This window comes from Myxococcus stipitatus DSM 14675, from assembly GCF_000331735.1.
Classification (GTDB): domain Bacteria; phylum Myxococcota; class Myxococcia; order Myxococcales; family Myxococcaceae; genus Myxococcus; species Myxococcus stipitatus.
Map to the genome: position 1 here is coordinate 5431294 of NC_020126.1, position 23377 is coordinate 5454670.

Genomic DNA, 23377 nt, shown 5'->3' on the forward strand with positions numbered 1-23377 from the left:
TACTCCTACAGCGAGGCGGAACCAGAGCGGGGAGACCGCTCCTTCACAGGGGACTTGGGGGCGGAGCGGGCACCGGCCCCCGTCGTGGGCAGCACGACGGAGCACACGTCCTCGCAGCGCTCGCTCAAGCACGCGAGCGTCGCGGGGCTGGACAGCTGCTGGGACACATCCGCGTAGCAGCGGTCTCCCGTGCCCGGACAGCCCCGGCGCGCGGCGCACTCACAGCAGGACGAGGCCACCGTCGCCATGAGCTGCGTCTCCTGGAGGACGGTGGCCAGCCCTCGGTAACAGCCGCGCGCCTCCGCGGCGAAGCGGCCCTTCGCATCCACCACCGGCGTGCCCCCGCCCAGGCCGCACTGCTCGGTGGCGGAGACGTAGCGGCGCTCACACAAGGAGACCAGCGTCGCGTCGGAGAGCCCGTCCCGGGCGGTGGCGACGACCTCCGTGCACAGCACCCGCGACAGGTCCTTCATCGTCTTGCGGTTGGCGGCATCCTGCTCCGCGTCGGGCGCCCCGCGGCTGTCATCGGATTCAAAGACACACTCCTTGCCCGCGCGAAGGGTGTCGATGGTGCAGGACCAGGCCGTCGGAGAATCATCGGAGACCGGCGGCGCGGAGAGCGCCTCCGGAGGCATCGCCGGCGGCGCTTCTCGAGGAGCCGCGCCCAGCATGAAAAGGGAGACAAGGATCGCCTTCATGGACGCGGCAGGTTAGGCCCAAGGCTCGCGCCACACAAACCACGCAAGGGCGCACTGTTCCCCCGAACACCGCGCACACGCGCGGCCGCCAGATTCGTGACACCCTGCATCCACCGTCGACAACGGGGGCTCCGTTGCCCCGGAGACGCGGGGTCGCGCACCAAGGTGAGGGCATGTCGAACGCACGTCTCTTGTTCCTGTCACCCACGCTCGGACCGAGGCGAGAGCCATGACGGGCTGGGTGTCTTTTGACGCGGGCAGCACCCTGGGCGGAATGGGCTCACAGGGAGGAGTCATCGCGCGTGACGAGGACTTCGCGGGCCACCTGCGGCTCACCTACGAAGTGGACGCGTCGCGCTCCTTCCATGCCGTCTCCTGCTCCGTGACGGGGTGGCTCCTGCATCACCGTTTCTTCGACCAGGAGGCACAAGCCCTCGCGGAGTTCGAGGCGATGAAGCCCGCGCTCGAGGCACTGCGGGCACAGCTCCGCGAAGGCGGCCCCGCGTCGACCGAGGAGGCCCGACGCGGAGGCCCCCTACTCGCGGCGTTCCTCGCGCGCTTCTCCTGATGACACCAGGAGCGGCTCCTCGCTCGAGAAGCACACCTCGAGCCCGCCGTGCTCCGACGGGTACAGCGTCAGGCTCCAGCCATGGACCCGGGCCACGTCCCGCGCGATGTGCAGCCCCAGGCCCTGACCTTCGGGTGCGCGGGTGCGCGCGGCATTGCCTCGGAAGCCCCGCTCCAGGATGCGCGCCCGCTCCGCTTCGGGAATCCCAGGCCCGTCGTCGATGACGCGGAGCTGGAAGCCGCCGACCTGCCGGTTCTCCAGCACCACCGCCACGTGCCCACCGTCATGACCATGGCGCACGCCGTTGGCCACCACGTTGCTCACGGCCTGCTCGATGAGCGTCACATCCCCCATGACGCACACGGGCTCCGCGGGCACACCGCTCTCCAGCTCGATTCGCCGCTGCCGGGCGATGGGCCGATGCCGCCCCAGCACCCGAGCCACCACGTCGTTCAAGTCCACGGGCGCGCGCTGCACATGGGGCGCGCCCGCTTCCAGCCGCGTCGCCGCGGCGAGGTTGTGGACCAGGGAGGCCATGTAGTGTGACTCGCTCATGGCGGAGCGCACCTCGCCCGCGCCCACGTGCTCGCCTCGAGCCAACCGCTGCTGCATCGCGGACAGGTGCCCCTGGAGCACCGTGAGCGGCGTCATCACGTCGTGGGTGGTGTTCGCGAGGAAGTCCCGCAGCCCCTGCTCACGCGCCTCCTGATGCGCCATGCGCGCTTGAATCTCCGCGCGGGCCTCCTGGAAGGCCCTCGCCAGGTCCGCGATTTCATCCTGGCCCCGCACCGACACCGGCTGCGCGTAGCCACTGCGCGCCGACGCGCGGACTTCTTCGGTCAGCACGCGGACCCGCCGCACCACGGAGCCCAGCGCCAGCACCACCGCCGCCACGACGGTGAACACCAGCAAGGTCCAGTCCTGGAGCGGCACCAGCACCAGGCGCGACGGCCGAGGCGGGTCGAAGCTCCGCGCCAGGACGAAGGCACAGGGCCCCTCCTCCCAGGGCATGCGCACCCACAGGTCGAGCACATCCCGGCCGTCCTGCTCGAAGCGACGGGCGACCATCCCCGCGCGCAAGGACTCCCGCATGTCGTCCGTGAGGCCGGGCGCGAGCGCGTTCCGGGACGCCAGCCGGGAGTCATAGGGGAAGAGCGTGACAAACGTCGGCTCCCGCCCCGGCTTCTTCGGGCGAGGGCCCTCGGGCCCCTCGGTGACCTCGGGGCGCGGCCTCCGGAGGCGCCTCGACTCGCCGCTCTCGAACACGACGCGGCCCGGCAGCGCCCCTTCCTCGGAGGGCCGGGGGCGCCAGGTCTCGGGCGTCTCCTCACAGCGCCCGCGCTCCACCTGCATGCGCGCGAGCACCGCGGCCTCGAGCGCGTCCTCCTGCGAGTACTCCCAGAGCGACCGCTGAAGCACCAGCATGGCCACCACGACGGGAATCACCGCCACCACCGCGGTGAGCGCCAGTCGAGTGCGCAGCTTCACGCGCGCGTCCTCGGCGTCAGGCGATAGCCCACGCCCCACACCGTCTCCACGCACTGCGTCGGCGCCAGCTTCCGCCGCAGCCGGGAGACATGGACATCCAGCGTGCGCTCCGTCCCCTCTCGCGTCGGGTCCAGCACGTGCTCCGCCAGCCACTGCCGCGTCACCGCTTCACTGGGACGGCGGGCCAGGGCCGCGAGCACCTCGAACTCCACCCGCGTCAGCTCCACCACGCGCCCCTCCACCTGCACCGCGCGGCCATGCAGGTCGACGCGCAGGGGGCCCAATTCCAGCACCGCGCCCTCCTTGCAGAGCGCGGGACGCCGCAGCCGCGCGCGCACCCGCTCGATGAGCTCCTCCGGCCAGAAGGGCTTCGTCAGGTAGTCGTCCGCGCCCAGCTTGAGCGCGCGCACCTTGTCCAGCGTGTCATTGCGCGCGCTGAGAATCAGGACTGGCACCTCCGAGAAACCTCGGAGCGCCTTGAGCATGTCCAGCCCGTACGTCCCGGGCAGCATCAGGTCGAGCACCACCAGCCGCACGTCGGGCAGCGCCCCCGGCATGAGGCTGCGCCCCTCCGTCCACCACGTGGCCTCGAAGCCCGCGCTTCGCAGGTGCTCGACAATCTGCGTGCCGAGCCGGGAATCGTCTTCCACCACCAGGATGCGCTCTCGCATGTACCGCGCTCCCTCACTCGCGCCCCAGCAGGTCCGCGAGCTTCTCCAGCGCGAGCCTCGCGCGGGTCTTCACCGTGCCCAGCGGGTCCCCGGTGCGCTCTGCAATCTCCCGCTGGGACAGCCCTTCGAAGTAGGCCAGCTCCACCACTTCCCGCTGCTCGGAAGGCAGCGTCACCATCGCCGCGCGCACCCTCGCGCGGTCCTGCCCGTGCGACGTGGCGTCGTCGGGAGACACCGGCGTCGCGCTCGAGGGCGGCGGCTGATGCGCCGCGCCCTCCGCGACCCGGGCCGCCGTCCCCAGGGAGCGCAGCCGGTCGATGGCCCGCGTGCGGGCAATCGTCGTCACCCACGGCTCCAGCCCCCCGCGCCCCGGGTCGAAGTCGCGCGCGCGCCGCCACACCTCGAGGAACGTCTCCTGGAGGACCTCCTCCGCGTCCGCTCGCGTGGGCAACAGCCGCACCACCACCGCGAAGGCCTTCGCCCCACAGCGGGAATAGACCGCCCGCATCGCCGCGCCGCTGCCCAGGGCCACCTGCTGAAGCAGGTCCCTGTCGGCCGGCACGTCGCTCGTCCGCTGAGCAGTGAGAGGGGGCGGAACCATGCTTTTCCCGGATACCGCAGATTATGGGGCGGTTCCCAGCGGCAAATATGGGCAGCCGGGCACTCGGCCCCATCTGGCCCGGTGGCTGGGCACCCTGGGGCGTCGTCCCTAACGTTCACGAGCCAACGCGGCCCACGCCTTCGCCGTCCGTCATCAACGCCTCCGCGCGACACGCCGCCCGGCTTCCCACAACCTCAGACCTATAAGGGCCGCGAGCCGACATGAGAGACCGAATCGGGAGCGTGTTCATCGAGGGAGTCCAGCCCCAAGTCGACGGTGGCCGACACGCCGTCAAGCGCATCGCCGGCGAGCACCTCACCGTCCGCGCGGACATCTTCAAGGAGGGCCATGACGTCCTCGCGGCCATCGTCCGCTGGAGGCAGCGCACCCCGCCCGAGGCACAGGGTGAGTGGCACGAAGTCCCCATGCGTCCACTCGGCAACGACGCGTGGGAAGCTCGCTTCCCCCTGGCCCGCAACGGCCGCTACGAGTTCACGATTGAAGCCTGGCCGGACCTCTTCCGCACCTGGACGTCCGAGCTGAAGCGCAAGGTGGACGCGGGCCGGGACGTGCGCAGCGAGTTGCTGGAGGGCGCCGCGCTGCTGGAAGGCGCCGCGGCCCGCGCCAGGCCCGTGGATGAAGGGGACGCGCGAGTGCTCGCCGAGGCCGCGGTGAGGTTGCGGCAGACCCCGAGTCCGGACCTGCTCGCGGTGGCGCTGTCGCCGGAACTGGCGGAGGTGGCCTCGGCGCATCCGGACCGCTCCCTGGCGCGGCGCTACGAGCCGGTGCTGGAGGTCTTCGCGGACCGCGAGAGGGCGCGCTTCGGTGCGTGGTACGAGTTCTTCCCCCGCTCCGCGAAGCGCGACGGCGTCACGCACGGCACCTTCCAGGACGCGGAGGCGTGGCTGCCGTACATCCAGGGCCTGGGCTTCGACGTCGTCTACCTGCCGCCCATCCACCCCATCGGCCGCACCGCGCGCAAGGGGAAGAACAACAGCCTGAAGGCGGGGCCGGACGACGTGGGGAGCCCGTGGGCCATCGGCGCCACGGAGGGTGGACACAAGGCGGTGCATCCGAAGCTGGGCACCCTGGAGGACTTCCGTCACTTCGTCCAGGCCGCGAGCACGCACGGCATCGAGGTGGCGCTGGACCTGGCCTTCCAATGCTCCCCGGACCACCCCTACGTGAAGGAGCATCCGGAGTGGTTCCAGCTCCGGCCGGACGGCACCATCAAGACGGCGGAGAACCCGCCGAAGCGCTACGAGGACATCGTCAACTTCGACTGGATGGGCCCCGCGCGCGAGGCGCTGTGGGCGGAGCTGGAGTCGGTGGTGCTCCACTGGGTGGAGCAAGGCGTGCGGACGTTCCGCGTGGACAACCCCCACACCAAGCCCATCCAGTTCTGGGAGTGGCTCATCCGCCGCGTGCAGGAGCGCCACCCCGACGTGCTGTTCCTCTCCGAGGCCTTCACGCGGCCCAAGGTGATGAAGGCCCTGGGCAAGGTGGGCTTCACGCAGTCGTACACGTACTTCACGTGGCGCAACTTCAAGGCGGAGCTTCAAGAGTACCTGGAGGAGCTCACCCAGCCCCCCGTGTCCGACTACTTCCGGGGCAACCTCTGGCCCAACACGCCGGACATCCTCCCGGAGGCGCTGCAGAACGCGGGGCCCGGAGCGTTCCGGGTGCGCGCGGCGCTTGCCGCGACGCTCTCCTCGGTCTACGGGATGTACTGTGGCTTCGAGCTGTGTGAGGGCCGCCCGCTGCCGGGCAAGGAGGAGTACCTGGACTCGGAGAAGTACCAGCTGGTGGCGTGGGACCTGGATCGCCCGGGGAACATCCGGGACTGGATTGCGAGCCTCAACGCCGCGCGTCGCACGCAGCCCGCGCTGCATGCCTACGACAGCCTGCGCTTCTTCGAGTCGAACAACGAGCGGGTCCTCTTCTACGGCAAGCGCTCCGCGGATGGAGCCAGCACCGTGCTCATCGCGGTGAGCCTGGACCCGTACGCGCCCCAGGAGGCCCTCTTGAGGCTGCCGCTGGACTGGCTGGGAACCCGTCCGGACGAGACGTACCAGGTGCACGAGCTGATGACGGACCAGCGCTCGCTATGGCAAGGCCCTCATGTGCAGGTGCGCCTGACTCCCGAGCAACCCGCGGCCCTGTGGGCCGTGTATCGCTACCGTCGCACCGAGCACGCATTCGACTACTACGAGTGACAACCCGAGAGGCGTATGGAACTGGATCCCCTCTGGTACAAGAAGGCCCTCATCTACGAGCTGCACCTGCGCGCGTTCCACGACTCGAACGGCGATGGCCACGGCGACATCCCGGGCCTCATCGAGAAGCTGCCCTACCTGCAGGACCTGGGCATCGACTGTCTCTGGATACTCCCGCACTACCCTTCGCCATTGCGCGATGACGGCTACGACATCGCGGACTTCTATGGCGTCCACCCGGACTACGGCACCCTGGCGGACTTCCAGCGGCTGATTGACGAGGCCCACAAGCGCGGCCTGCGCATCATCACGGAGCTGGTGGTGAACCACACCAGCGACCAGCACCCCTGGTTCCAGGAGGCGAGGAGCGACCCGAAGAGCCCCAAGCGCGACTGGTACGTGTGGAGCGACACGGATGATCGCTACAAGGGCGCGCGCATCATCTTCACCGACACGGAGCGCTCCAACTGGACGTGGGACCCGGTGGCCAAGCAGTACTTCTGGCACCGCTTCTTCAGCCACCAGCCGGACCTCAACTACGACAACCCGCAGGTGCAGGAAGCCATGCTGGACGTCATGCGCTTCTGGCTGAACATGGGCGTGGACGGCTTCCGCTGCGACGCGGTGCCCTACCTGTTCGAGCGCGAGGGCACCAACTGCGAGAACCTCCCGGAGACGCACGCCTTCCTCAAGCGGCTGCGCAAGACCATCGACGCGGAGTACCCGGGGAAGATGCTGCTCGCGGAGGCCAACCAGTGGCCCGCCGACGTGCGCGTCTACTTTGGCGACGGCGACGAGTTCAACATGGGCTTCCACTTCCCGGTGATGCCGCGCCTGTTCATGGGCATCCGCCGCGAGGACCGCACGCCCATCGTCGAAATCATGCAGCAGACGCCGGACATCCCGGAGTCGTGTCAGTGGGCGCTCTTCCTGCGCAACCACGACGAGCTGACGCTGGAGATGGTGACGGACGAGGACCGGGACTACATGTACCGGGAATACGCCACGGACCCTCGGATGCGGCTCAACCTGGGCATCCGCCGCAGGCTCGCGCCGCTGATGGACAACGGCCGCAGGCGCATCGAGCTGATGCACAGCCTGCTGTTCACCCTGCCCGGCACGCCCGTCCTCTACTACGGCGACGAGATTGGCATGGGGGACAACATCTACCTGGGCGACCGCAACGGCGTGCGCACGCCCATGCAGTGGACGGGAGACCGCAACGCGGGCTTCAGCCGCGCGGACTACGCGCGCCTGTACGCGCCCGTCATCGCGGACCCGGTCTACGGCTACCAGTCCATCAACGTGGAGGCGCAGGACCGGGTGAAGTCCAGCCTCCTGCACTGGGTGAAGCGGATGATTCGCATCCGCCAGCGCTACCCGGTGTTCGCGCTGGGGACGCTGCGCTTCCTGCCGGCGGAGAACCGCAAGGTGCTGGCCTTCGTGCGGGAGTGGGAAGGCCAGACGGTGCTCGTGGTGTGCAGCCTGTCGCGCTTCGCGCAGCCGGCGGTCCTGGACCTCCGGGACTGGGCGGGCATGGTACCCGTGGAGATGATTGGAGACACGCCCTTCCCTCGAATCACCGACGCGCCCTATCAGTTCTCGATGGGGCCCTACATGTTCCTGTGGTTTCGGCTGGACCGGCCGCTGCCCGGAGGAGGCCGCGCATGACGACCTTGGACCTGACGAAGCTGCCGGAGTACCTCAAGAGCCAGCGCTGGTTCGCGGGCAAGGCCTGGCCCATCAAACACGTCACCGTGGTGGACCACGCCAACGTGTCGGCCGGGCCGTGCAGCATGTCCCTGGCCGTCGTCGAGGTCATGTACGAGCTGGGCCAGCCCGAGCGCTACCTCCTGCCGGTGAAGCCCTCCGTGGATGGCGTGCGGGACGCGCTCGAGGACGACGACTGCCTGCGCGCGCTGTTCGACCTCATCCGCGATGGCGCCCAGCTCCCCTCCGCGTCGGGCCGCATCGTCGGCGAGTGGATTGGCGGACCGGAGGGACTGCTGGGCCTGCCCTCGCCGCTCGCGGTGCGCCGGCTGATGGTGGAGCAGAGCAACACCTCCATCGTGCTGGGTGAGAAGGTCATCGTGAAGATCATCCGCAAGCTGGAGGCGGGGGTGAATCCGGAGCACGAGGTGGGGCGCTTCCTGGCCACGCGCACGTCCTTCCGCGCCACGCCCGCGCTGCTCGGCGCGCTGCGACTGGAGGGCGCCGCGGGGGCGACGCTGGCCCTGGCCCACCGCTTCATCCCCAACGCGGTGGATGGCTGGAAGTACACGTTGGATCGGCTGCGCGTGGAGCGGCCGCTGGGCGACACCTTCCTCGACGAGATGGCGGACCTGGGCGCGCGGCTGGGAGACCTGCACCGGGCCTTCGGCTCCGCGCCTCCGGACGACGCGGCCTTCGTGCCCGAGCCCCTGCTCCAGGAGGACCTGCAGCGTTGGAGCGCGTCCATCGTCGGCGAGCTGGGGGTGACGCTGGCGGAGGCGGGCCGGCTGCACACGGACCTGGAGGGCCGGCGTGAGCGGCTCATCGACTACGCGAAGCGGCTCGCGCAGGTGAGCCCGTCCGGCCAGAAGATCCGCATCCACGGGGACATGCACCTGGGCCAGGTGCTGCGAGCCAATGACCAGTGGCTCATCTTCGACTTCGAGGGCGAGCCGGCGCGCAGCTTCACGGCCCGCCGCGAGAAGTACAGCCCGCTGCGGGACGTGGCGGGGATGCTGCGCTCGTTCGACTACGCGGAGGCCACGGTGGCGCTGGAGGGAGGCGCGCCTCGCGGACGCGTGGGCCCCAGCCGCGACGCGTTCCTGGAGGGCTACCGCAAGGCGACGCTGGGCGCGGCCTTCCTTCCCGCGGACGCGGCGTCCTTCGACGCGATGCTGCGCGCGTTCGAGCTGGAGAAGCTCCTGTACGAAGTGCGGTATGAGATGCAGAACCGGCCTGACTGGGTGCGAATCCCCGTCGAGGCCCTCTTGCGGATGGAGGAGTCCCCGTGAGGAAGCCCGCGGACAAGGCGCACGTCGACACGGAAGTCCGACGCGTGGTGGAGCTGCGGCACCCGGAGCCTCACTCGGTGCTCGGCATCCACCCGGACGGCGACGGCGTGGTGGTGCGCGCCTATCGCCCGGACGCGGTGAGCATCCACGTCCTGCGCGACGGCGGAGACCGAATCCCCATGCAGCACCGCGACGACGGTGTCTTCGAGGCCCGCGTCAACAACTGCAAGTCGACCTTCAGCTACCTGCTGGAGGTGGAGTACCCCGGCAAGCGCGTCTTCAAGCTGAGAGACCCGTACAGCTTCCTACCCACCCTGGGGGAGATGGACCTGTACTACGCGGGGGAAGGCCGCCATGAGCGGCTCTGGGAGCGGATGGGCGCGCACCTCATCCACCACAACGGCACCAAGGGGGTGTCGTTCGCCGTCTGGGCCCCCACCGCCGCGGGCGTCTCCGTGGTGGGCGACTTCAACAGCTGGGACGGGCGACTGCATGCGATGCGCCGCATGGGCGCCTCCGGCATCTGGGAGCTGTTCATCCCCGAGGTGGGCGAAGGCACCCGCTACAAGTTCGAGATCCGCCCCGGCCAAGGCGGCCCGCGCCTGCTGAAGGCGGACCCGTTCGCGTTCCGCACGGAGGTGCCGCCCTCCACCGCGTCCGTGGTGCATGACCTGGGACACCACCGCTGGGAGGACGCCGCGTGGCTGGAGGCGCGGAGCCAGCGAGGCGACGTCGCGCGCCATCCGTGGAGCGTGTACGAGGTGCACCTGGGGAGCTGGCGCCACGTGGTGGAGGATGGCGACCGGCCCATGACGTACCGCGAGCTGGCGCCCGCGCTGGCCGAGTACGTCAAGCACATGGGCTTCACCCACGTGGAATTGCTCCCCGTCGCGGAGTACCCCTACGGCGGCTCCTGGGGCTATCAGGTCAGCGGCTACTACGCGCCCACGGCCCGCTACGGCCATCCGGATGACTTCCGGTTCCTGGTGGACCACCTGCACAAGGAAGGCATCGGCGTCATCATCGACTGGGTGCCCGGCCACTTCCCCCGGGACTCCCACGCGCTGGGCGAGTTCGATGGCACGTCGCTGTACGAGCACTCGGACCCGCGCAAGGGCGCGCAGCCGGACTGGGGCACGCTGGTCTTCAACTTCGGCCGCAACGAGGTGCGCAACTTCCTCATCGCCAACGCGCTGTTCTGGATCGAGGAGTACCACGTCGATGGGCTGCGCGTGGACGCGGTCGCGTCGATGCTCTACCTCGACTACAGCCGCAAGCAGGGCGAGTGGATTCCCAACCGCTGGGGCGGCCGGGAGAACGAAGAGGCCATCCAGTTCCTGCGCGAGCTCAACGACACCGTGCGCCGCAAGCACCCGGGCGTCGTCGTCATCGCCGAGGAGTCCACCGCGTGGCCCAAGGTCTCCTCCCCCACGAGCGAGGGCGGCCTGGGCTTCCACTTCAAGTGGAACATGGGATGGATGCACGACACGCTGTCGTACTTCTCCAAGGACCCCATCTACCGGCAGTACCACCACAACCAGCTCACCTTCGGGCTGCTGTATGCGTTCAGCGAGCACTTCATGTTGCCGCTGAGCCATGACGAGGTGGTGCACGGCAAGGGCAGCCTCTACGGCCGCATGCCGGGGGACCCGTGGCAGAAGCGGGCCAACCTGCGCGCGCTGTTCGCGTGGATGTGGGCCCACCCGGGCAAGAAGCTGCTCTTCATGGGCGGCGAGTTCGGCCAGCCCGCGGAGTGGAACCACGACAAGAGCCTGGACTGGCACCTGACGAAGGACCCGGGACACCAGGGCATCCAGCGCCTCGTCGCGACGCTGAACCGCATCTACAAGGAGCTGCCGGCGCTCCACGACGCGGACAACGAGCCCGTGGGCTTCCAGTGGCTCCAGCCCGACGCCGCGTCGGACAACGTGCTCGCGTTCGTCCGCCGCTCGCGCCAGCCCGGGCGCCATGTCGTGTGCGTGGCCAACCTCTCCCCCGCCGTGCGCGAGAACTTCCGCGTGGGCTTCCCGCTGCACGGCAGCTACGTGGAGGTGCTCAACACCGACGCGAGCGAGTACGGCGGCTCCAACGTGGGCAACCTCGGCCAGCTCCGCACGGAAGCCACGGGCTGGGATGGGCAACCCGCGTCGGCGCTGCTCACCCTGCCCCCGCTGTCCGTGATGTGGTTCACGCCGGGCTGACGGCTCCCGTGTCCAGGCCGGGAGCGTCTCCCACGAAGGTGTGGAAGAAGCGCTCCCGGTCCAGCGCCACGGAGATGAACGTCTGGGTTCCGTGTGCGGGCTCGGCGCCCCACTCCCCGCGCGCGCGGTACATCTCCACCTCGGCCCACGTGACGATGCCCGGGTCGATGGCCGCACACGCCGCGATGGGGTCGTGCAGGAGCTTTCCCTCGGGCTTCGCCTTCAGGTAGTGCTCCATCGCCTCGAAGACGAGGGCCAGGCCCGCGGTCCTGGTGTGATGGGGCCGCACGCGCTCGTGGAAGGCCTCGTCGTATGCCACGCCATGCGTGACATTCTTGGACACCAGCTCGCGCCGCTCCACGCGCTCCGAGGACAGGGCCAGCAGCGCGCCCTTCGGGTCACCGTTGAAGTTGAAGGTCGGGCACGTGCGCTTCCCCTCGAACTTGGCCAGGCGATGCTCCGGGGCCACGAGGTTGTCTCCCGCGAAGCCGCCCTGCGCCACCCACCTTCGCAGACGTGCCTCGGGGTGCTGCTCCAGCAGCAGCCGCAGGTTCTGGAGGGGCGCGCCCGTCACCAGCGTCGTCTCCGGATACTGCTGGAGCGTGGCCGCGAGCACCTCGTGCGCCAGCGCGTCCGGAGCCGCCGGAGCCAAGGCCCCCAACCACTTGGTGTGGAACGCGGACAGGCTCTCCTTCTCCGACTCCGGATTGCGCGCACCGACGGGGACCTCGCTTCTCCCCGCTCGCGCGAGCAGATGCCTCACCATCCCCACCTGCGCCCGAGTGCCTGGCGTCACCGTGACGGCCCGAAGGACAACCGCGGGATGGGTTGCCAACAGGCACAGCGTGAGCGCATCGTCTGGATCGCCCGTCTCCATGTCAAAGACAATATCTTGTCGCATCGAAGCCGCCCCTCAATCACAACCCAAACACCAATCAATCACAAGCAAGACACGAACATGACTGTCTTTGATTGTGTCTCACCTGGGCCACCCATGAAAGTGGGTGTGAAAAATGCCTGCTCATGTGAGCATGTAGGCACGGCCCCGCATCCGGCCTCCTGACGAGCCGCCGAGCCCCGCCTGAAAACCACTGAATGTTCGAACATGTAGGCACGGCCCGGTTTGATCCACGATGGCGGCCGCATTGACGTCCTGGAAATGACTGAGGAGGTGTTCAGTGTCTGAGGCACCTTCGTGGCGCCAGGGAACAGGGCTCAACCCCTGAAGACTCCTCGACAATTCACGGGATTCGGGACTCTCGAAACCACTGATATTCCATTCATGTAGGCACGGCCATTCTGATCCTGGGTGATCCACCCGCGCGAGAGCGCCCGTCTCGCCCTCCAGCCAGGGAGGACTCGAGCCCCACCCGGCCCGGCGGATTGCGACTCCAGGGAGGTGCCCCCAGCGTAGGGAGACCCAACCCGCGTCGAAGGAACAGACCATGGCCCGAAAGAAGATCGCCGAGGGGTACGGTGGCACCAGCGAGCAACGCCAGCGCCACCTCCAGGGGGATGACTTCTCCGAGCGTGCACCCCGCACCCCGGCCGAAGCCGAAGCCGCGCGGAGCACTCCGGACAAGGACGGCGTCCTGGTCACCCTCCACCCGCTGCAGGACGAGGACGAAGACGACCTCTGGCGTGGAGAGCCTTGACGCCCCCTCCCCTCGCTCAGCTCCTGAGCAGGAGGTAGAGCAGGAGGCTCAGCCCCACCGAGACGAGGACGCTGCCCAGACAGCCCAGCCGGTTCGAGAAGAAGAAGAACATGGTGGCGGAAGAAACCTGGGCATCCCCCCGCGGTCCGGCACGCCCGCTACCCGCCGAGGACTCCGACCTCGGGGGGCCCCTCGACCACCGCCCCCGTGTAGCCCAGGGTGACCAGCTCCAGCGTGTTGCCGAACGGGTCCGCGAAGTACACCGACGCCTGCCCCGGTGGGCCCAGCCGTCGCGGCCCATCCAGCGGGACACCCGCCGCGCGGAGCCGCTGGACGAACGTGTCCAAGGCCTCCGGAGCGACCTGCATCGCCAGGTGGGGATGCGGCGGAGGCACCGGCTTGCGGCGCTCTCGCTGGAGGAACAAGTGGAGCTCGGGAGGGGCCCCCCACCTCACGGCGAGGTGGAGCGGACTGTTGCTCGCATCCACCTCCGAGGCCCGGTCGGGACGCACACGCAGGAAGGTCGCCCGGTCGAGCCTCCGCACGAGCACTGCGCCGAGGAGGCCCACGTAGAAGCGCTCGGCGACCTCGAGGTCGTCGACGGGGGCGGTGAGGTGGTGGAAGCCCGCAATGCGAGGAGCAGGAGTGGAGGTGTCCATGCGACAAGGAATGCAGCGCCGCCCCCTTCACTGGAAGTGATACCTCGTGTTCTGAGATATTCCTCCCGTGAATCTCGGAAGCATCGACCTCAACCTGTTGCACCTGCTCTCCACCGTCCTGGAGGAGCGGAGTGCGACGCGCGCGGCGCGAAAGCTCCACGTCACGCAGTCGGCGGTGAGCAACGCGCTCCGGAGGGCCCGCGACCTGTTCGGAGATCCGCTGGTCGTGCGTCGCTCCCACGGCGTCGAGCCGACACCGCGAGGTCTGGCCCTTCAGCCCGCGCTCCGGGAGTGGGTCGAGACCACGCGCCGCCTCCTCGTGGAGACGCCCACGTTCGACCCGTCGAAATCAACGCGCGTGTTTCGAATCGCCTGCGTGGATGCCATCGCGGCGACGCTCCTCCAGCCCATCCTCCGCCTCCTGAAGGAGCGGGCCCCCTCCGCGCGGCTCCAACTGCTGACGCTCGACCGGTTCATCGCGGAGGATGGCCTCGTGCGAGGCGAGGTGGATCTGCTCATCGGCATGCCGCCTGTCCTCGCGGACGAGCACGACGCCGAGACGGTGTACCTGGACCCGATGGAGTGCTTCGTGCGTGCCGACCATCCGAAGGTCCGCGAGAAGCTCACGCTCGACGCCTACGCGAAGCTCCCGCACGTCGAGCTGGCGCTGTTCAACACCATTCACACCGAAGTGGACCAGGCGCTGGCGAAGCAGGGGCGCACTCGCACGGTGCAGGTCGCGCTCCCCTACTTCTCCTCCATCCCGCTGGCCGTCCTGGAGACCGACTGCATCGCCACCCTGTCCAGCCGGCTGGTGCGGTCCTTCGCGGAGCGGTGGCCGCTGCGGGTCTTCCAGCCACCCATCCCCCTCGACGCCATCGAGGTCCGCCAGGTCTGGCACCGCCGCGCCGACGTGGATGGTGCCGTCCGCTTCCTGCGGGACGTCGTCCGCGACGCCGCCAGACTCAGCGCGCCGTCGCGGCGGAAATCCCAGCCCCGTCAGGGACCGCGCTTGAGGCGCTCCACGTAGTCCGCGGGGAGCCCCGCGGCCTGCGCGCCCCGGACCAGCGCCTCCACGAAGCGAGGGCTCACCGGGCCGTCCTGCGAGGCACGCCGGGGGTTGGTGACGAACGCGGTGGCCTCCACCGTCTGCCCGTCCACGAGCACCTTTACCGGACGCTCGACGCACATCCCCGTCACGAAGCCTTCCTTGTGCTGGACGATGGGCCAGTCCTGGCCGCGAATCTCGAACAGGCGCCCGAAGATGCGCCCACCCGGCGCGTCCGCCAGCCCCGCCACCCGGCCGCCCCACCAGCGCGACGGGAAGTCGTAGACCAGGTCCACGTCCACCGCCTCGGCGAGCCGGCCCTCGGGCAGGTCGAAGAAGCCGTAGGAGTGCTGCTGCCGCCACTCCTCGAACGCGGCCCGGTCCAGGATGGTGGAGTACGCGAAGTACAGCCGCGTCACGCTCGGGTCCGCGCCCTCGCGGGCCTTCATCACCATGTCGTAGTGCGAATCCATGTGTGCCCCTCTACCTGTCACCCCGGCGCGCCGCGCCGTCGCGAAACACCGCCAGCACTCCGGACACGTCCAGCCGTGAGGTCTTGATGAACAACCGCAGCGCGCGCTCCACGTGCTCCGCCAGGGTGGCCATCTTCTCCAACCGCTCCAGCCGCTCCAGGGGGATTCCGCCCGCCGCCTCCGCCAACCGTCGCGCCTCCGACAGGTCCGCGCGGATGCGCGCCACGAAGCCCGCCTCCCGCTCCTCGATGACGTGGCGGACCATGCGCACCAGGTCCGTCTCCGCGCCGTAGCGCCAGACGGTGTCCTGCGGCAGCCGCACCCGCTGGATGACGCCCCAGCGCTCCAGGTCCCGGAGCAGCATGGACACGCCCCCCTTCGACAGGTCCAGCTCGCGCTCGATCTCGCCCGCCGTCAGCGGCTCACCGCGCAGGTACAGCAACGCCCACACGCGGCCCTGGTTGCGCTTGAAGCCCCAGAACTCGATGACGTTGCCCACCGCGTCCACGGCGATGGCTTCCCACGCCGCCAGCCGCCCCTCCACCACCGGCGGCGCGCCGCCTTGACTCCCGTGTCCCCCCGTCCACAGGTAGCCCTTCATGCGGCTCGCCCTTGGACCTGCTCGGCGATTCCCGCGGAGAGCTTGCGCGCCCAGCTCACCAATTCCTCGCCCGCGGGCTCCTGGGCGAAGTGGCCCAGCTTGTCGAGCGCCGCTTCAATCTCCGCGTTCATCCGCGCCATGGACGCCTCCACCGCGCCCGTCGCCTCGATGGCCGCGCCAATCTCCTTCGTGCGGTCCGGGGTGATGGTGGAGAACGCCCACGCATCCTTCAGCTTGCGGCGCAGGCTCTCATCCTTCGCCACCGCCAGCAGGATGGGCATCGACGGCGTGCGCGAGTGCACGTCCGCGTAGCGCGGCTTGCCCACGTCCGTGCCCAGGATGTCCCGGATGTCGTCGGCGATCTGGAAGGCCACGCCCAGGTGACGGCCGAACCCGTCGAAGCGCTCCACCGCCTCCGGCCGGTTCGCCAGCGTCGCCGCGGCGTGCCCGCACCAGCCGAAGAGCGAGCCCGTCTTGCCCTCGGCGATGAAGCGCAGCCGGTTGAGCGGCAGGTCCAGGTCTCCGCGCGCCTCCACCTCCGCGATGGCCGCGCGGGTCATCTCCGAGACGACCGACAGCGCGGACAGCGTCAGCCGCGAGTCCAGCTGCGCCAGGTGGTACAGGCCCGTGGAGAGGATGAGGTCGCCGCTCATCACCGCGACGATGTTGCCCCAGCGCGCGTTCACCGTCGGCCGGCCCCGGCGGAACATGCCCGCGTCCACCACGTCGTCGTGCAGGAGGCTGGCCGAGTGGATGAACTCCGCGGCCACCGCCACGTCCACCAGGCGCTCCGGCGCCACACCCACCGCGCCGCCGAACAGCCGGACCAGCATGGGACGCGCGCGCTTGCCACCCGTCCCCACGCACAGGTGACGGGCCGCCTCCATCAGCGTGTCGCCCTTCACGCCCGGACCGGCGTTTCCATCCACCAGCATGCCGCTGAGCCGCTGCTCCACCGCCGCCAGAAAGTCCGTGAGCTCCCGAGCCAGTTCCATGTGCGCCGATCTCCTCCGACGTTCATATAGTTCAAGACCGCTTGAACTGCACCTGATTCCAGCGCCCCCCTCCGGCCGGGCGGACGGGGGGAGCGGCCGCCCCCGGTCCGAGCAGGCGGCCAGGAGGGCGCGGAGGTCGGATTGAGACACCCGCCCGAGCCATGCGACAGACGCAAGGCCCCGCATTCCATGTCTCAAGCCCCGCGTTGAGCTTCGCCGCCTTCCGCCGCCATCTCCTGAGCAGCTTCGCCTCGCTCGCCACGGCCGTCCCCCTGTTCCGACCGGGCTCGTCCCTGCCGGGCTCCGCCGCGCCCCTGCTCGGAGCGCCCCCCGCGGACTCCGGGGCCCTGGACGCGACGCGGCAAGCCCCCTCCAGCCGGCTGCGCTCGACGCTGGGAGCGTCCGTCGTGGAGGGCATGTTCGCGGAGGTCTTCACCGCCTGCGCGGGCGCGACGGTGCTCACCGCGTGGGCCATCGCGCTGGGCCTGGGGCCGTTGCTGGTGGGCGTCATGACGGCGCTGCCGTTCTGCGCTCAGTTCATCCAGTTCCCCGCCGCGTGGCTGACGTCCACGTTCGGCCACCGCCGCGTGGCGCTGACGGCCGTGTGTCTGTCCCGGCTGGTGATGTTTCCGCTCGCGGTCCTCCCCTGGCTGGACCTGGACCTTCCGGCGCGTCAGCACCTGCTGCTCGTCGTCGCGGGGGCCTCCGCGGTGCTGGGGGTGGTGGGCAACAACGCGTGGGTGGCGTGGATGGGGGAATTGGTGCCGCGCCCGGTGCGAGGGAGGTTCTTCGGCCGGCGCACCGCGCTCACCACGCTGGCCGGCACCGTGGCCTCACTCGGGGCCGGGGTGCTGCTGGACCGGCTGCGTCCCTTGGAGGGGCTGGGCCTGGCGCTGCCGCTGCTCGCGCTGGGGGCCTGTGTCATGGGCGGGGTGACGACGCTGCTCATGGCCAGCCAGCATGACCCCGCGCCGCCGGGGAGCGCGCCCCGCCTGGAGCTCAAGAGCGCGCTGGTGCCGCTGAAGGACCCGCTGGCGAAGCGCGTGTTGACATATCAAATCGCCTGGAACGCGGCGGTGGGCGTGTCCGCGCCGTTCTTCGCGCTGCACAGCATCCAGAACCTCAAGATGACCTTCGTCCTCGTCGCGCTGCATGCCGCTGGCGTGGCGGCGGTGCGCATCCTCACCGCGCCGCTGTGGGGACGGCTCATCGACAAGGTCGGCGCGCAGCCCGTCCTGATGGCGTGCTCGCTGGGCATCGGCGTCATCCCCGCGCTGTGGCTGCTGCCCGCCGAAGGGCGGCTGTGGCCGCTGCTCTTCGACGGAGTGCTCGCGGGCGCGCTGTGGGGAGGCCATGCCCTGGCCATCTTCGCGCTGCCGCTCACCGTCGCGCCGCGACAGGGTCGCCCGTTCTACCTGGCCGCGTTCTCCACCGCGGGAGGCCTGGCGTACGCCGCCGCCGCCGCGCTGGGAGGCACCCTCGCCGCCCTCATCCCCGAGCACTTCATCCTGGGCGGACAGAGCTGGGTGAACCTGCATGTCCTCTTCGTGCTGTCCTCCGTCGCGCGCCTGGGCGCGGGCCTGCTCGCCGCGAGGCTCCCGGAGCCCGGGGCCCACCCCACGACCTCGTTCTCCGCCCTGCTCCTGCGCCTGGGCCCACGCGCGTGGAGTTCGCGGGTGCTGCCCGAGCCGCTGAGCCCGCCGACGACGGACCACTCCGGCCGCCAGCGCGAGGCTCAGACGCGGTAGGCGCGCACTACCTCGGCCACGCGCTCGGAGAGCATCTTCAGCGACACCGCCGAGTCGTTCGTCGTGGAGATGCGCTTCACCGTGTCCCCCATCAGCGCGTTCAGCTCGTTGACGGCGGTGAAGATCTGCTCGATGCCCGTGGCCTGCTGACTCACCGTCCGCGCAATCTGCCGCGCGGAGGCGGTGCTGTCCTGGACGATGGTGGAGAGCTGGCGCAGCGTGTCTCCGGACGCGCGCGCCTGGGTCAGCCCCGCCTCCATCCGCTGGGTCCCCTCGGCGGTGATCTGCACCGTGCTGGAGATGGCCTCCGCGATGTCGGAGAGGATCTTCCGCACCTGGGTGGTGGCGCGGATGGACTGGTCCGCCAGGGCGCGAATCTCCCGCGCCACCACCGCGAAGCCCTTGCCGTGCTCCCCCGAGCGCGCCGCCTCGATGGCCGCGTTCACCGCCAAGAGGTGCGACTGGTCCGCCAGGTCCTTCACCGTCTCGGTGATGCCGCCAATCTGCTGCGTGCGCTCGCTCAGCGACATGATGCGCAGGGTGATCTGCTCCACCTGGGAGCGCAGGTCCACCATCCCGTCGATGCTCGCGGAGACGGCGTCCTCGCCCGTCTTGCCCAGCGCCTCCGCGCGCTCGGCGACCTCGATGACGGACTGCGCGGAGTTCGACGCCATGAGCGCCGTCTGGCGAATCTCCTGCGCCGTCACCTGCGTCTCCTGGAGCGCCGCGGCCTGCCGCGACACCATCTGGTTCTGCTCCGTCGCGGAGTCGTTCAGCCCCGTCACGGAGTCCGTCAGCAGCTCCGTGGAGGAATGCAGCTGGTGCAGCAGCTCCTTCAGCTTGCCCACCAGGAGCCCCATCGCCTGCGCCAGGTCCCCCACCTCGTCCTGCGTCGTGACATGCACGGGCTCGCGCAAGTCGCCGTGCTCCGCGATGCGCCGGACCACCCGGGTGAGCGCGGCCAGCGGCGCGACGATGCGCCGGCTCACCGCCCACGCCAGCGCCAACATCAGCACCAGCATCAACAGCAGGACCACGCGGTGGCTCAGCACCACGCCCTCGATGCGACCGCGCGCCTCCGTGCGGTTGAACCCGACGTGCACCGTCCCCAATCCACCGGGCACCGCCGCCGCCATGTTCAGGAGCTCCACGCCCTCCGCCATCACCGGGGTGCCCTCCTTCGTGAGGGTCAGCTCGCCCGCGTGAGCACGCAGCGTCTGCGCATGGGCCCCCGCGACGGCGACGAGCCGCCCCTGCTCATCCGCGAACCCCACATAGGCCAACGAGCCATCCTGGATCACGCTGTCCAGCGTCGACTGGATGAGCTGCTGCTCGCGATTGCGCAGCAGGTCCGCCATCGCGGAGGCGAGCGCCGTCGGAACCGCCGCGCTCATCGCTCGCCCCTGCTCCTCGAAGGCGTCGCGCATGCGCGGGATTGTGTACAGCACCGACAGCAGGGCAAAGGACAGCGCCACGAGCGCGGGCGCCACGGAGATCTTCAGGTGGAGGGAGTATCGCATCCAGGCTCGAGGGGGATTCAGGGCGAATGCGGCACCTGCATTCTGTGCAAGTGTCAGGCAATGACGCAACCCCACGGCGCGCGCTTGACTCCTTGCATGAATGCAAGGGTCCGTCCGCACCCCAATCCATGCTCATTCACAAAACGTAACGCCGTCTCGCTTTCACGGCGTCGCACGGCCGGATGAGAAAATTGCACCCTTCATGATGCGCGTGTCGTGGAGGGCCTCGCCGGACTCTTCGGGACGCATCCCTTGTCGCGGATGATGTCCATCAGCGACACCAGGCGTCGCCGCGTGTCGACGTGGAAGTAGATGGTCAGCTCCTCCAACTGGAAGCAGCCGGACTCCTCCGCCACCGCGCCCAGGGCCGCGACCTCCTCCAGTCGGGCCTGGATAGCGCGATAGCGCTCTCGCGAGAGCCGGGCGACCTGACTCCAGGCCGCCGCGGCGATCTCCACGGTGAAGGGTCGGTGGATGTTCCTCTGGGACTTCATGGTGACCGCCGCACAAAGCAGGCCATGTGCCACCCCGCCTTTGAAGAGTTTCGGACGCTTGGCGGCATGTCCGCTTGCGCCCCTGTAGAAATGTCAGCCGGCCCTCGGGTGCTTTTTCAGTGAACCCCTCCCGGTGAAGCGTCCACGCGAGGCTCCTCGCCCAGACACGCCAGGGCCGCCAGGAGCATGGACTCACAGCCGAAGCGGAGGCTGTCGAGCGAGGGGTCGAACAGCGGAGAGTGGTTCGACGGCAGGCTCTGGAGCTTCTCCGCGAAGGTCTTGCCTGGAGCCCGTTTCCACGCATCGTGGGACGTGCCTCCGAAGTACCAGTAGACCAGCGGGACCTCCGCGGGAGCGCCGTCCCCGGACGGACGACCGTCGAAGTAGGGAAAGTCCTCGCTGCCGCTGAGCATGCCCGTGTCGACGAGGTGGTCCTCGCCGAACCAGGCCGCGTGCGCGGAGCGGACCCGCGTGAAGTACGAATCGTCGTTCACCATCACTCGCGTGCGGCTCATCACTTCGATTTCGGGCGGCTTGGGCGAGCGTCCCGCCTCGCACTCGGCCTTCGCCATGCGCGTGATGGACTCCAGCACCTGCTTCTGGAGCGCATCCGTCGGCGTGCGCACCGTCAGCTCCAGCACGGCCTCGTCTGGGATGACATTGGAGCGGGAGCCCGCGTGAAGACTCCCCACGGATATCACCGCGCCGCCTCCGGCGAGGTCCAGCTCGCGCGAGACGATGGTCTGAAGCCGCGTCACCAGGTAGGCCGCGATGACCACGGGGTCCACCGCCAGGTGAGGCTCCGAGCCATGCCCGCCCTTGCCGAAGATGCGCACCCGCACGTTCGCCGCGGCCATCATGGACGCGCCCTTGTGGTGGCCGACGAAGCCCACCTGGAGCGGCCCCACGTGCTGCGCCAGCGCGACATCGGGCTTGCCGAAGCGCTCGTAGAGGTGGTCCCCCAGCATCGCCTTGGCGCCCTGGAGGGTCTCCTCCGCGGGCTGGGCCACCATCATCAGCGTCCCCCGCCAGTGGTGGCGCGCGGTGGCCAGCAGCTCCGCGACGCCCACCAGGCAGGTGACGTGGACGTCGTGTCCACAGGCGTGCATCACCGGCACGCTGCCCCCTCCCGCGTCCTTCGCCCGCGCGTGGCTGGCATCCGGCCGCCCCGTCTTCTCCTCCACCGGCAGCGCATCCATGTCCGCGCGCAACAACACCGTGGGCCCGGGGCCGTTGCGCAACACCCCGACGACACCGTGCCTCCCGACGCCCGAGGTGACTTCGTAGCCACACCGCTCCAACCAGCGCGCCACCTTCGCCGCCGTCTGTCCTTCCTGCATGGACAGCTCCGGGTGCGCGTGCAGGTCCCGATAGAACGCCTCCAACCGTGGAGCGAGCTGCTCATGCGCTGGCGTCAAGTGGGGACGCCACGCCTGTGCTGGCTCGGCTCTCTGCAAGGACTCCGTTACTTCCATTCCGCTTCCTCCCCATCGCAGCGGGAAACATGTCCCTTCCACGCGCGCGAAGAGCGGTTGTCACGTGCGCCAGTGACACCAATGTCCGTGGAACAACGGCCTTTTCACGGGATGGCGGGCCGCTGTCCTCGCTTCGACGCTCGGTCAGCGCACGGGGCAATGGTCAGGGGTGGCCAGCTTCCCCACGTTCGCCGAGATGAAGAAGACGCTCCTGAGCCTCGGCCTTGCGTTGTTCCTGGGAACCGGCCCCACCGCGTGGGCCAAAGACACGCGGGTGGACTGCGAAGCGGAGTGCGGCGCGAAGTCCCGCCGCATCAAGGAACACACCTTCCTGTTCCCCATGCTCCAGCAGAGCGCGTTCGTCACCACCTACTTCGGCATCCGTGAAGGTGTCGCGCGCTACGACGTCCCGGACGTCCCGGTGGGCAACCTCGAGCCCTTCGACGTCCACCTCACCGGTCTCCAGCAGACGCTGGACCTGAGCCTGGCGCTCACCGACTGGCTGGCCCTCGCGGGCTTCGGCCGGGCAACCATCATCACCGGCACCACCCCCAGCGGACTGTTGTCCTCGGGCGCGACGCTCGACCTCGTCGGACAGGTGGGCGGTGTCGTCCGGCTCCTGCACAGCGAGCACAGCGGCACGCAGGTCTCCGTGCGCGCCAACGTCGGCTATGATCGGGGCCGGCAGGTCACCCTGCTCCCCTTCGTCAACGCCATCCTCCAGACCCCGGCCATCACCCTGGAGGAGATCATCCAAGGCCAGGTCGGTCAGCTCCTCTTCGTCCCCAACCGGGAGACCACGCTCAACGGCGGCGTCTACGCGGCGCAGTCCTTCGGCCCCTTGTTCTCGCTCCAGGGCTCCGCCTCCGTGGAGTACGCCTGGCAGAACCGGCGCCCGTTCGACCTGGGCCTGGGGCACCGGTTCGACCAGAAGACCCACGCCTTCCGAGTCTTCCTCGCGCTGGCGGCGGCGTTGGACTTCAACGAGCGGTTCCACGTCCCGCTGGCGGTGCAGGGCGAGTTCGCCTTCCGCACCGGACGCGAGACGCGCGCCGTCCTGGATGACCGGACGTTGAGCGACAGCACGGTGGGCCTGGGCATCTACTACTCGGGCCGCTCCAACCTGCAGGTCGGCATCGGGGGGACGGTGACGCTCAACGGCGACCCGTACCCCGCGCAGGACTCCGATGGCACGCAGGAGTCAGGTGAGCCGACCCTGTCCTACGGCCAGCTCATCCTCCGCTACGTCTGGTGAGCACGCGGG

General features: G+C 69.6%; 21 protein-coding genes. 9 read left to right on the plus strand and 12 right to left on the minus strand.

Annotation, left to right across the window (positions count from 1 at the left end; all coding sequences use genetic code 11):
- Positions 1-5: 5 nt before the first annotated feature.
- Positions 6-698 (minus strand): hypothetical protein, encoded by a 693-nt coding sequence (locus MYSTI_RS21055; RefSeq protein ID WP_044281063.1) that lies wholly within the window; start codon positions 696-698, stop codon positions 6-8.
- A gap of 229 nt (positions 699-927) precedes the next feature.
- On the opposite strand from MYSTI_RS21055, the gene MYSTI_RS21060 reads away from it, so the two are divergent.
- Positions 928-1266, plus strand: a complete 339-nt coding sequence (locus MYSTI_RS21060) for a hypothetical protein (RefSeq protein WP_015349808.1) — start codon at positions 928-930, stop codon at positions 1264-1266.
- On the opposite strand, the gene MYSTI_RS21065 is transcribed toward MYSTI_RS21060, so the two are convergent.
- From MYSTI_RS21065 to MYSTI_RS21075, 3 genes are read right to left on the minus strand one after another with little or no spacing between them, the layout of a single operon-like run.
- Positions 1234-2754: a sensor histidine kinase gene (locus MYSTI_RS21065; RefSeq protein WP_015349809.1), complete on the minus strand. Its 1521-nt coding sequence runs from the start codon at positions 2752-2754 to the stop codon at positions 1234-1236. The genes MYSTI_RS21060 and MYSTI_RS21065 overlap by 33 nt on opposite strands.
- Positions 2751-3425 carry a response regulator transcription factor gene (locus MYSTI_RS21070; protein ID WP_015349810.1) on the minus strand — a complete coding sequence of 225 codons (675 nt, stop codon included), beginning with the start codon at positions 3423-3425 and terminating at the stop codon, positions 2751-2753. Before MYSTI_RS21070 ends, MYSTI_RS21065 begins: the two co-directional genes overlap by 4 nt.
- A 13-nt stretch (positions 3426-3438) precedes the next feature.
- On the minus strand, positions 3439-4026 hold the full coding sequence (locus MYSTI_RS21075) for a sigma-70 family RNA polymerase sigma factor (protein ID WP_015349811.1): 588 nt from the start codon (positions 4024-4026) through the stop codon (positions 3439-3441).
- A gap of 221 nt (positions 4027-4247) precedes the next feature.
- Here MYSTI_RS21075 and MYSTI_RS21080 point away from each other — a divergent pair, with 221 nt between their 5' ends.
- Genes MYSTI_RS21080 through glgB form a run of 4 tightly spaced genes read left to right on the plus strand, consistent with a single transcriptional unit; the run spans position 4248 to position 11445 of the window.
- Positions 4248-6242, plus strand: coding sequence for an alpha-1,4-glucan--maltose-1-phosphate maltosyltransferase (locus MYSTI_RS21080; protein WP_015349812.1), 1995 nt, complete (start codon positions 4248-4250; stop codon positions 6240-6242).
- Between the two features lie 15 nt (positions 6243-6257).
- Entirely contained in the window at positions 6258-7913 is a 1656-nt protein-coding gene (gene treS, locus MYSTI_RS21085) for a maltose alpha-D-glucosyltransferase (RefSeq protein WP_015349813.1), read from the plus strand.
- Positions 7910-9244 carry a maltokinase N-terminal cap-like domain-containing protein gene (locus MYSTI_RS21090; protein ID WP_015349814.1) on the plus strand — a complete coding sequence of 445 codons (1335 nt, stop codon included), beginning with the start codon at positions 7910-7912 and terminating at the stop codon, positions 9242-9244. Before treS ends, MYSTI_RS21090 begins: the two co-directional genes overlap by 4 nt.
- Complete coding sequence (gene glgB, locus MYSTI_RS21095) at positions 9241-11445, plus strand: 1,4-alpha-glucan branching protein GlgB (protein WP_015349815.1); 2205 nt, start codon at positions 9241-9243, stop codon at positions 11443-11445. Before MYSTI_RS21090 ends, glgB begins: the two co-directional genes overlap by 4 nt.
- Here the strand turns inward: glgB and MYSTI_RS21100 are convergent.
- Positions 11432-12322, minus strand: a complete 891-nt coding sequence (locus MYSTI_RS21100; RefSeq protein WP_201768914.1) for a nucleoside hydrolase — start codon at positions 12320-12322, stop codon at positions 11432-11434. The two genes, glgB and MYSTI_RS21100, sit on opposite strands and share 14 nt — an antisense overlap.
- Positions 12323-12890: 568 nt before the next feature.
- Here MYSTI_RS21100 and MYSTI_RS21105 point away from each other — a divergent pair.
- On the plus strand, positions 12891-13100 hold the full coding sequence (locus MYSTI_RS21105) for a hypothetical protein (protein ID WP_015349817.1): 210 nt from the start codon (positions 12891-12893) through the stop codon (positions 13098-13100).
- Between the two features lie 158 nt (positions 13101-13258).
- Here the strand turns inward: MYSTI_RS21105 and MYSTI_RS21110 are convergent, their stop codons facing one another.
- Complete coding sequence (locus MYSTI_RS21110; RefSeq protein WP_015349819.1) at positions 13259-13759, minus strand: VOC family protein; 501 nt, start codon at positions 13757-13759, stop codon at positions 13259-13261.
- 67 nt (positions 13760-13826) lie between these two features.
- On the opposite strand from MYSTI_RS21110, the gene MYSTI_RS21115 reads away from it, so the two are divergent.
- Entirely contained in the window at positions 13827-14789 is a 963-nt protein-coding gene (locus MYSTI_RS21115) for a LysR family transcriptional regulator (protein ID WP_015349820.1), read from the plus strand.
- Here MYSTI_RS21115 and MYSTI_RS21120 read toward each other — a convergent pair.
- The 3 genes from MYSTI_RS21120 to MYSTI_RS21130 are packed head-to-tail and all read right to left on the minus strand — an operon-like array spanning position 14759 to position 16876.
- On the minus strand, positions 14759-15280 hold the full coding sequence (locus MYSTI_RS21120; RefSeq protein ID WP_015349821.1) for a gamma-glutamylcyclotransferase: 522 nt from the start codon (positions 15278-15280) through the stop codon (positions 14759-14761). The genes MYSTI_RS21115 and MYSTI_RS21120 overlap by 31 nt on opposite strands.
- A gap of 10 nt (positions 15281-15290) precedes the next feature.
- Positions 15291-15881 (minus strand): GbsR/MarR family transcriptional regulator, encoded by a 591-nt coding sequence (locus tag MYSTI_RS21125; RefSeq protein ID WP_015349822.1) that lies wholly within the window; start codon positions 15879-15881, stop codon positions 15291-15293.
- Positions 15878-16876 carry a polyprenyl synthetase family protein gene (locus tag MYSTI_RS21130; protein ID WP_015349823.1) on the minus strand — a complete coding sequence of 333 codons (999 nt, stop codon included), beginning with the start codon at positions 16874-16876 and terminating at the stop codon, positions 15878-15880. The genes MYSTI_RS21125 and MYSTI_RS21130 overlap by 4 nt, the downstream gene beginning before the upstream one ends.
- A gap of 161 nt (positions 16877-17037) precedes the next feature.
- Here MYSTI_RS21130 and MYSTI_RS21135 point away from each other — a divergent pair, with 161 nt between their 5' ends.
- Positions 17038-18624, plus strand: a complete 1587-nt coding sequence (locus MYSTI_RS21135; RefSeq protein ID WP_015349824.1) for an MFS transporter — start codon at positions 17038-17040, stop codon at positions 18622-18624.
- Here MYSTI_RS21135 and MYSTI_RS21140 read toward each other — a convergent pair.
- The 3 genes from MYSTI_RS21140 to MYSTI_RS21150 all read right to left on the minus strand — a co-directional run bounded on the left by MYSTI_RS21140 (position 18612) and on the right by MYSTI_RS21150 (position 22056).
- Positions 18612-20144 (minus strand): methyl-accepting chemotaxis protein, encoded by a 1533-nt coding sequence (locus MYSTI_RS21140; RefSeq protein WP_015349825.1) that lies wholly within the window; start codon positions 20142-20144, stop codon positions 18612-18614. The two genes, MYSTI_RS21135 and MYSTI_RS21140, sit on opposite strands and share 13 nt — an antisense overlap.
- Positions 20145-20344: 200 nt before the next feature.
- Positions 20345-20638, minus strand: a complete 294-nt coding sequence (locus MYSTI_RS21145; protein WP_015349826.1) for a hypothetical protein — start codon at positions 20636-20638, stop codon at positions 20345-20347.
- A gap of 116 nt (positions 20639-20754) precedes the next feature.
- Positions 20755-22056, minus strand: coding sequence for an amidohydrolase (locus MYSTI_RS21150; protein WP_169558651.1), 1302 nt, complete (start codon positions 22054-22056; stop codon positions 20755-20757).
- A gap of 253 nt (positions 22057-22309) precedes the next feature.
- Here MYSTI_RS21150 and MYSTI_RS21155 point away from each other — a divergent pair, with 253 nt between their 5' ends.
- Positions 22310-23368, plus strand: a complete 1059-nt coding sequence (locus MYSTI_RS21155) for a hypothetical protein (protein WP_144370118.1) — start codon at positions 22310-22312, stop codon at positions 23366-23368.
- The last annotated feature ends 9 nt before the right edge of the window (positions 23369-23377 follow it).

What these genes read in the sequence shown, in the direction of transcription:
- MYSTI_RS21055 (WP_044281063.1), bottom strand. Translation starts at nt 698, where the DNA reads ATGAAGGCGATCCTTGTCTCCCTTTTCATGCTGGGCGCGGCTCCTCGA.
- MYSTI_RS21060 (WP_015349808.1), top strand. Translation starts at nt 928, where the DNA reads ATGACGGGCTGGGTGTCTTTTGACGCGGGCAGCACCCTGGGCGGAATG.
- MYSTI_RS21070 (WP_015349810.1), bottom strand. Translation starts at nt 3,425, where the DNA reads ATGCGAGAGCGCATCCTGGTGGTGGAAGACGATTCCCGGCTCGGCACG.
- MYSTI_RS21075 (WP_015349811.1), bottom strand. Translation starts at nt 4,026, where the DNA reads ATGGTTCCGCCCCCTCTCACTGCTCAGCGGACGAGCGACGTGCCGGCC.
- MYSTI_RS21080 (WP_015349812.1), top strand. Translation starts at nt 4,248, where the DNA reads ATGAGAGACCGAATCGGGAGCGTGTTCATCGAGGGAGTCCAGCCCCAA.
- treS (WP_015349813.1), top strand. Translation starts at nt 6,258, where the DNA reads ATGGAACTGGATCCCCTCTGGTACAAGAAGGCCCTCATCTACGAGCTG.
- MYSTI_RS21090 (WP_015349814.1), top strand. Translation starts at nt 7,910, where the DNA reads ATGACGACCTTGGACCTGACGAAGCTGCCGGAGTACCTCAAGAGCCAG.
- MYSTI_RS21100 (WP_201768914.1), bottom strand. Translation starts at nt 12,322, where the DNA reads ATGGAGACGGGCGATCCAGACGATGCGCTCACGCTGTGCCTGTTGGCA.
- MYSTI_RS21105 (WP_015349817.1), top strand. Translation starts at nt 12,891, where the DNA reads ATGGCCCGAAAGAAGATCGCCGAGGGGTACGGTGGCACCAGCGAGCAA.
- MYSTI_RS21110 (WP_015349819.1), bottom strand. Translation starts at nt 13,759, where the DNA reads ATGGACACCTCCACTCCTGCTCCTCGCATTGCGGGCTTCCACCACCTC.
- MYSTI_RS21120 (WP_015349821.1), bottom strand. Translation starts at nt 15,280, where the DNA reads ATGGATTCGCACTACGACATGGTGATGAAGGCCCGCGAGGGCGCGGAC.
- MYSTI_RS21125 (WP_015349822.1), bottom strand. Translation starts at nt 15,881, where the DNA reads ATGAAGGGCTACCTGTGGACGGGGGGACACGGGAGTCAAGGCGGCGCG.
- MYSTI_RS21130 (WP_015349823.1), bottom strand. Translation starts at nt 16,876, where the DNA reads ATGGAACTGGCTCGGGAGCTCACGGACTTTCTGGCGGCGGTGGAGCAG.
- MYSTI_RS21135 (WP_015349824.1), top strand. Translation starts at nt 17,038, where the DNA reads ATGCGACAGACGCAAGGCCCCGCATTCCATGTCTCAAGCCCCGCGTTG.
- MYSTI_RS21140 (WP_015349825.1), bottom strand. Translation starts at nt 20,144, where the DNA reads ATGCGATACTCCCTCCACCTGAAGATCTCCGTGGCGCCCGCGCTCGTG.
- MYSTI_RS21145 (WP_015349826.1), bottom strand. Translation starts at nt 20,638, where the DNA reads ATGAAGTCCCAGAGGAACATCCACCGACCCTTCACCGTGGAGATCGCC.
- MYSTI_RS21155 (WP_144370118.1), top strand. Translation starts at nt 22,310, where the DNA reads ATGAAGAAGACGCTCCTGAGCCTCGGCCTTGCGTTGTTCCTGGGAACC.